The 3984-nt window shown below is 36.3% G+C and carries 4 protein-coding genes and 1 pseudogene; all 5 read left to right on the top strand.

Annotated features, from left to right (window positions below; translation table 11 throughout):
- Positions 1–1042, top strand: a pseudogene (locus M0Q17_RS10815) (carbamoyltransferase HypF); the annotation flags it as partial.
- A 90-nt stretch (positions 1043–1132) separates the two neighbouring features.
- Positions 1133–1663: a HupE/UreJ family protein gene (locus tag M0Q17_RS10810; protein ID WP_295086733.1), complete on the top strand. Its 531-nt coding sequence runs from the start codon at positions 1133–1135 to the stop codon at positions 1661–1663.
- Positions 1656–2414: a hydrogenase nickel incorporation protein HypB gene (gene hypB, locus M0Q17_RS10805; protein ID WP_295086731.1), complete on the top strand. Its 759-nt coding sequence runs from the start codon at positions 1656–1658 to the stop codon at positions 2412–2414. Before M0Q17_RS10810 ends, hypB begins: the two co-directional genes overlap by 8 nt.
- Entirely contained in the window at positions 2414–2704 is a 291-nt protein-coding gene (locus M0Q17_RS10800; protein ID WP_295086730.1) for a HypC/HybG/HupF family hydrogenase formation chaperone, read from the top strand. Before hypB ends, M0Q17_RS10800 begins: the two co-directional genes overlap by 1 nt.
- Positions 2705–3847 (top strand): hydrogenase formation protein HypD, encoded by a 1143-nt coding sequence (gene hypD / locus M0Q17_RS10795; protein ID WP_295086729.1) that lies wholly within the window; start codon positions 2705–2707, stop codon positions 3845–3847.
- Positions 3848–3984: the final 137 nt, after the last annotated feature.

The raw sequence follows: 3984 nt of genomic DNA, 5'->3' as shown, positions 1-3984 counted from the left end.
TAAGAGTGAGAAAAAAATCTTAGCAGTTGGAGCAAATGCAAAAAACTCTGTAGCTTTTGTAATTGGGGATAATATCATCTTATCTCCTCATATCGGGGATTTGGACTCTATGGAGGCATTTGAATTTTTTGAGCGAACGCTAGAGAGTTTTAAAAGGTTTTATGATTTTGAGCCTGATATTATAGTTCATGATAAACATCCAAATTATGAGACTACAAAGTGGGCAAAAAAACAAAACTGTGAGTTGGTAGAAGTTGGGCACCATTTAGCCCATATCTATGCTTGTAAGGCGGAATTTGGACTTAGTGGGGATTATCTTGGGTTTAGTTTTGATGGCACTGGTTATGGAGATGATGGCACTCTTTGGGGTGGAGAGATTTTTGTAGGAGACAGACGTAAATATAGTTTCAAACAAATCAAGCTCTTAGGTGCAGATAAAGCCATAAAAGAACCAAGAAGAGTTGCTCTTAGTATGCTCTTTTGTGAGCTAAGTTTAGAAGAGGTTTTAGAATTAGAGTTTGCTGTTGTAAAATCTTTTGTAGCATCTGAGATAAAGATGCTCCATCAGAGTTATATAAAAAATCTTAATGCACCAAAAACAAGCTCTGCAGCAAGACTATTTGATGCTATTGCTTCTTTTTCAGATATTGCCCAGACTATAAGCTATGAGGGCGAGAGTGGGCTTTTGGGTGAGAGCTATTATGATGAAAATATAGTAAAATGCTTCGACTATACTATAGATAACAATGTGATTGATATAAAAATAGTTGAGTATATTTTAAAGGGTAAAATGAATAAATATGAGCTCAATTCTATGCTTATAAATACTCTAGTAAAAATCATCACAGATATTTCAAAAATCGAAAAACTAGAAGTGATTTTAAGCGGCGGTGTGTTTCAAAACAAAACGCTCTTAGAGCTTGTATGTCAAGAGTTAAAAGAAGATAAAATGAAATATTATCATCAGCAAGAGAGTGCTATTAATGATGGTGGAATTGCTTTAGGGCAGGCTTATTATCTCTTAGAAAAAAATAAGTTTTAATAAAATAGACAAATTCAACTTAGTTTTAAAATAAAGATATAAAATAAAGGGAACTATTCGCTTGAGTAGAAAAAAACTAAGGAAGATTTTATGAAAATTTTATTGATGCTCTTATCGTTGTCTGCGTTTGCTTTTGGACATACGACTTTTTTACAAAATAGTGGGTTTGGTAGCGGATTCTTGCATCCTATCGGCGGCTTAGACCATGTGCTGGCTATGGTTGGTGTCGGTATGGTAGCTTTTTTTGCATCAAAAAGAGGTTATCTTCTTTTGTTTGCTTTTATCACGGCTATGCTTATCGCGGCAATATTGGGTTTTATGGGTGTTAAGATACCCTTTGTCGAGGAGGGGATACTTATCTCTATCGCCGTTGTTTTTGCATTTTTAGGTTTTGCAAAGAAGATACCTGTAAACATTATAGTAACAGTAGTTGCATTTTTTGGACTGTTTCACGGTTTTGCCCACGGAGCTGAATTTCAAAGCGGAAGTTTTGTAGCTTACATGTTAGGGTTTACTTTATCTACGCTTTTTCTTCATCTATCTGGTATCGCTTTGGCGTATGCATACACTAAGAGTGCTAAAACAGATGCTAAATGTGTTGTAGAGAAAGAGTATGTGTAAAGATTGCGGCTGTAGTATTGTAGAGCATGTTCACTCTCACGAGGATTCACATGACCATCACCATCATCACGAACATCTGCATGATAACCCGCAGTTAAATGACCCTAAAACTATCTCGGTAATTACGAAAATTTTAGATAAAAATGATCAAGAAGCAGGGCATAACAGAGAACATTTTAACTCTCATGGAGTTCTTTGTATAAACCTGATGAGTTCTCCGGGAAGTGGAAAGACAGCTCTACTTGAGGCTTTGGCGGATGTAGGCGAATTTAAATTTTCTGTAATAGAGGGCGATTTGGAGACAAGCAGAGATGCGGACAGACTAAAAGCAAAAGGTATAGAAGCTCATCAGATTCAGACAGGTTCAGCTTGTCATTTAGATGCGTTTATGGTTCATAAAGCGCTTCATCACATGGACTTAAAAAGCGTAGATGTCTGTTTTATAGAAAATGTTGGAAACCTAGTTTGTCCTGCTAGTTATGATGTTGGAAGTCACTTAAACATAGTTCTTGTAAGTATTCCAGAAGGTGAAGACAAAATTGCCAAATATCCAGTTATGTTTCGTCAAGCAGATTTAATTTTATTTACTAAAACAGACCTGCTTCCATATTTTGAGTATGATATGCAAAAAGAGAAAGAGATGGCAAGAAAGTTGAAGCCGAGTGTTGACATACTTGAAGTTAGTACAAAAGATGAAGAGAGTATTAAAAAAGTGGCTTCATGGATCAAGTTTAAAATGGGAATGAGATAATGTGTCTCTCAATTCCTAGCAAAGTTGTCAAAATAGACAAGCAAAACGAAGTAGCAACGGTCGATACTATGGGCGTACAAAGAGAAGCCAGTTTAGCACTTGTTAGTGAAGAAGATATTAAAATAGGCGATTATGTACTTTTGCATATCGGGTTTGTTATGAGTAAGGTTGATGAAGCTGAGGCACTAAAAAGTTTAGAAATCTATAGAGAGATTATAGAAGCGATGAACGAAGAAGATAGGCAGTTGGCTATTTTAGAGGCGGATGAGTGTCCAAGCAGAGAGAGCTAAATGGAGCTAGAGCTTAGAAATCTCTATGATGATTTTAGAGATGGCGACACCATAAAAGCCTATGCGAAAATCATAAAAGAAGATGCTAAAAAACTTAAAAACCGGATAAATATCATGGAAGTTTGTGGCGGTCATACTCATACTATTATGAAGTTTGGTATTCCTCAACTTTTACCAGATAACATCAAGTTTGTACACGGTCCTGGTTGTCCTGTTTGTATCATGCCAAAAGAGAGAATTGACCATGCGTATGTACTTAGTATGCAAGAAAATGTTATCCTTGTAACTCTTGGCGATATGATAAAAGTACCTGGAAGCAAGGGAAGTCTTCAAGATGCAAGAAGTAAAGGTGCTGATGTTCGTTTTGTCTACTCTCCCTTAGAGTGTCTAAAAATCGCAAATGAAAACCCAACTAAAAAAATCATCTTTTTTGCCATAGGATTTGAAACGACAACTCCAATGACAGCGGCTCTTCTTGATGCAGTTATAAAAAAAGATATAAAAAACATTTTTTTTCACATAAACCATGTAACAGTTCCAGAAGTAATGCGCGAGTTAATCGACTCAAGAGATGTTCATGTTGATAGTTATAACAACAAAATAGACGCATTTTTAGGGCCATCTCATGTGAGCGTTATCAGCGGAAGTAAGATATATGAAGAGTTTCCAAGGGATTACAACCGTCCAGTTGTTGTCTCAGGCTTTGAACCAGTTGATGTGATGCAGGCAATCAGCATGATAGTCAAGCAGTTTATAGAGGGCAGATGCGAACTTGAGATAGAGTACAAAAGATTAGTAACTTATGATGGAAATCTTAAAGCGCAAAATCTAATAGAGAGATATTTTGACAAAAGAGACTTATTTAAATGGCGAGGATTAGGCAATATTCCAAAAAGCGGACTAAAATTAAAGCCCGAGTTTAAAGAGTACGATGCAGAGATTATCTACAAAGATACTCTGCCAATAGGCGAAATAGAAGACCACAAACTCTGCATCTGCGGAGACATACTAAGAGGAATGGCAAACCCACCAGAATGTACTATTTTTGGAACCGCATGTAAACCAACAAGCCCAATTGGGAGCTGTATGGTAAGTAGCGAGGGTGCTTGTGCAGCTTATTATAAGTATGGGAATTTGGTGTGAGTCGCCAATATTGAGTATCACAAAATAAGCACTCGTTAATGAAATATGCTACAATGACAGTATTCTGTCATAAAGGATTTTAAAATGCAGGCGTTAAACTATACAAATGCTAGAAATAATTTAAAAAGCATCATAGA

This window comes from Sulfurimonas sp., assembly GCF_023229105.1.
Classification (GTDB): Bacteria; Campylobacterota; Campylobacteria; order Campylobacterales; family Sulfurimonadaceae; genus Sulfurimonas.
This window is presented reverse-complemented; position numbering and strand designations above follow the sequence as displayed.

What these genes read in the sequence shown, in the direction of transcription:
- M0Q17_RS10800 (WP_295086730.1), top strand. Translation starts at nt 2,414, where the DNA reads ATGTGTCTCTCAATTCCTAGCAAAGTTGTCAAAATAGACAAGCAAAAC.
- M0Q17_RS10810 (WP_295086733.1), top strand. Translation starts at nt 1,133, where the DNA reads ATGAAAATTTTATTGATGCTCTTATCGTTGTCTGCGTTTGCTTTTGGA.
- hypB (WP_295086731.1), top strand. Translation starts at nt 1,656, where the DNA reads ATGTGTAAAGATTGCGGCTGTAGTATTGTAGAGCATGTTCACTCTCAC.
- hypD (WP_295086729.1), top strand. Translation starts at nt 2,705, where the DNA reads ATGGAGCTAGAGCTTAGAAATCTCTATGATGATTTTAGAGATGGCGAC.